This window comes from Streptomyces sparsus (genome assembly GCF_054776295.1).
The window spans coordinates 1-1,677 of sequence record NZ_BAAHCA010001001.1; the positions used below are offsets into that span (position 1 = coordinate 1).

The window sequence follows — 1,677 nt, forward strand, 5'->3', positions numbered from 1 at the left end:
GTGCCGGCGGGCGAAGGCGGTCAGGGTCTGCCGCGGCCCCGCCTCGACGAGGATCATGTCGTCGGCGGCGAGCAGTTCCTCCAGCGCCGGCCCGAAGAGGACCGGGTCGACGACCTGGCGGGCCCAGAACCGAGGGCTGCGGGCCGCCTCGTCGCTCATCAGCTCGCCGGTGTACCCGGAGTACAGGGCGACCGTCGGGCGGTGCAGTGCGATCCCGGCGTAGACCGGTTCCAGGGCCGCGGCGGCCGGCTCCATGGCCGGCGAGTGGAAGGGGGTCGTCGCCGGCACCGCCACCGCCGTCACGCCGTCCGCCCGCAGCAGCGCGCTGACCTCGGCGAGCGGGGCGGTGGAGCCGGCCAGCATGGTCTGAGCGGGCGCGTTGACCGCTGCCACCACCACGTCTCCGCGCAGGTACGGCTCCAGCTGCGTGGTGGAGGCCGCCACGGCGAGCATGCCGCCGGACGGGATCGGGCGGGCGGTGCGCACCCGTTCGCGGACCATCGCCACCGCGTCGGAGAGGCGGACCACACCGGCCAGGGCGGCGGCCACCAGTTCACCGGCGCTGTGGCCGAGCAGCGCGGTCGGCCGCAGTCCCCAGCTCAGCAGCATCCTGCCCAGCGCGTAGTCCACGGCGAACAGCAGCGGCTGGGCGCGGCTCACGTCGTCGATGTCGACGGCGGGCCGGTCGGTGGGATGGCCGAGCCAGTCGGCGAGCACGGCCGGGCCCTCGTCGCCCAGCTGCCGCAGCACGGTGTCGACAGCGAGAGTGAAGACCGGGTCGTGGCGGTACAGGCCGGCGGCCATCCGGACGTGCTGGGACCCCTGTCCGGGGAACAGCAGACCGATGGGCCGCGGCCGGCGGGCGGCGGTTGGCATGTCAGGACTCCTTGGCTCGGCCGGTGCGACGAGAAGCGGCTGCCCGCCGCGGGGGTACGGCGGGCAGCCGCGGCTGTGGAGCGGTCAGGCGGCGGTGGACGACTCGGTCCGGCCGGCGTTGATCAGTTCGAGCAGCGCCCGCGGGGTCTCCGCGTCGACCACCGCGTCGTCCGGGATCTGGGTCCCGTACTCGCGCTGTATCCGTCCGATGACCTGGAGCAGGGCCAGCGAGTCGTACCCGAGCTCGATGAACGGCTGGTCGATGACGTCGCCGTCCAGGTCGACGCCTTCTTCCTCGCCCGCGCTCTCCCGCAGCATCCGGGTCAGGTCGGTGAGGGTCACCTCGGTCGTGGTGGTGGACATGGACGATTCCTCTCACTAGGTCCGGTCTGGTACCGGGTCAGCTGCGCGGCGCACGGACGATCAGAGCCGCGTTGAAGCCACCGTGTCCGCGGGCGAGGACCAGCACGTTGCGCAGCTGGGCCTCCCGGGGGCCGGTGACCAGGTCGATGGGGTGGTCGGGGTCGGCCGACGGCACGTTCACCGTCGGGGGGATGACGCCGTCGCGCAGCGACAGCAGCGCGGTGGCCACCTCCAGTGCGGTGCCGCCGGCCAGCAGCCGGCCGGTCATGGTCTTGGGCGCGGTCACCGGCACGGCCCGGGCGCCGAAGACGGCGGCGACGGCCTCCGCCTCGGCCCGGTCCTGGGCCGGTACACCGGACGCGTCGGCGAAGACCACGTCGATGTCGCCGGCGGTCAGTCGGGCGTCGGCGAGCGCGTTCTCGATCGCCCGGCGCAGCC

Annotated in this window: 2 protein-coding genes and 1 pseudogene; all 3 read right to left on the bottom strand. The window is 74.2% G+C overall.

Annotated features, from left to right (window positions below; genetic code table 11):
• The coding region (locus ACYVE9_RS25775; protein WP_461030302.1) for an acyltransferase domain-containing protein at positions 1-876 on the bottom strand (876 nt) is incomplete at its 3' end.
• Positions 877-960: 84 nt separating this feature from the next.
• A complete protein-coding gene (locus ACYVE9_RS25780) occupies positions 961-1,239 on the bottom strand; it encodes an acyl carrier protein (protein WP_461030303.1) in 279 nt (92 codons plus the stop codon).
• A 37-nt stretch (positions 1,240-1,276) separates the two neighbouring features.
• Positions 1,277-1,677 (bottom strand): annotated as a pseudogene (locus tag ACYVE9_RS25785) (ketosynthase chain-length factor); the annotation flags it as partial.

Bases quoted from the DNA above. Each gene is read 5' to 3' on its own strand.
- ACYVE9_RS25780 (WP_461030303.1), bottom strand. From the start codon at position 1,239: ATGTCCACCACCACGACCGAGGTGACCCTCACCGACCTGACCCGGATG.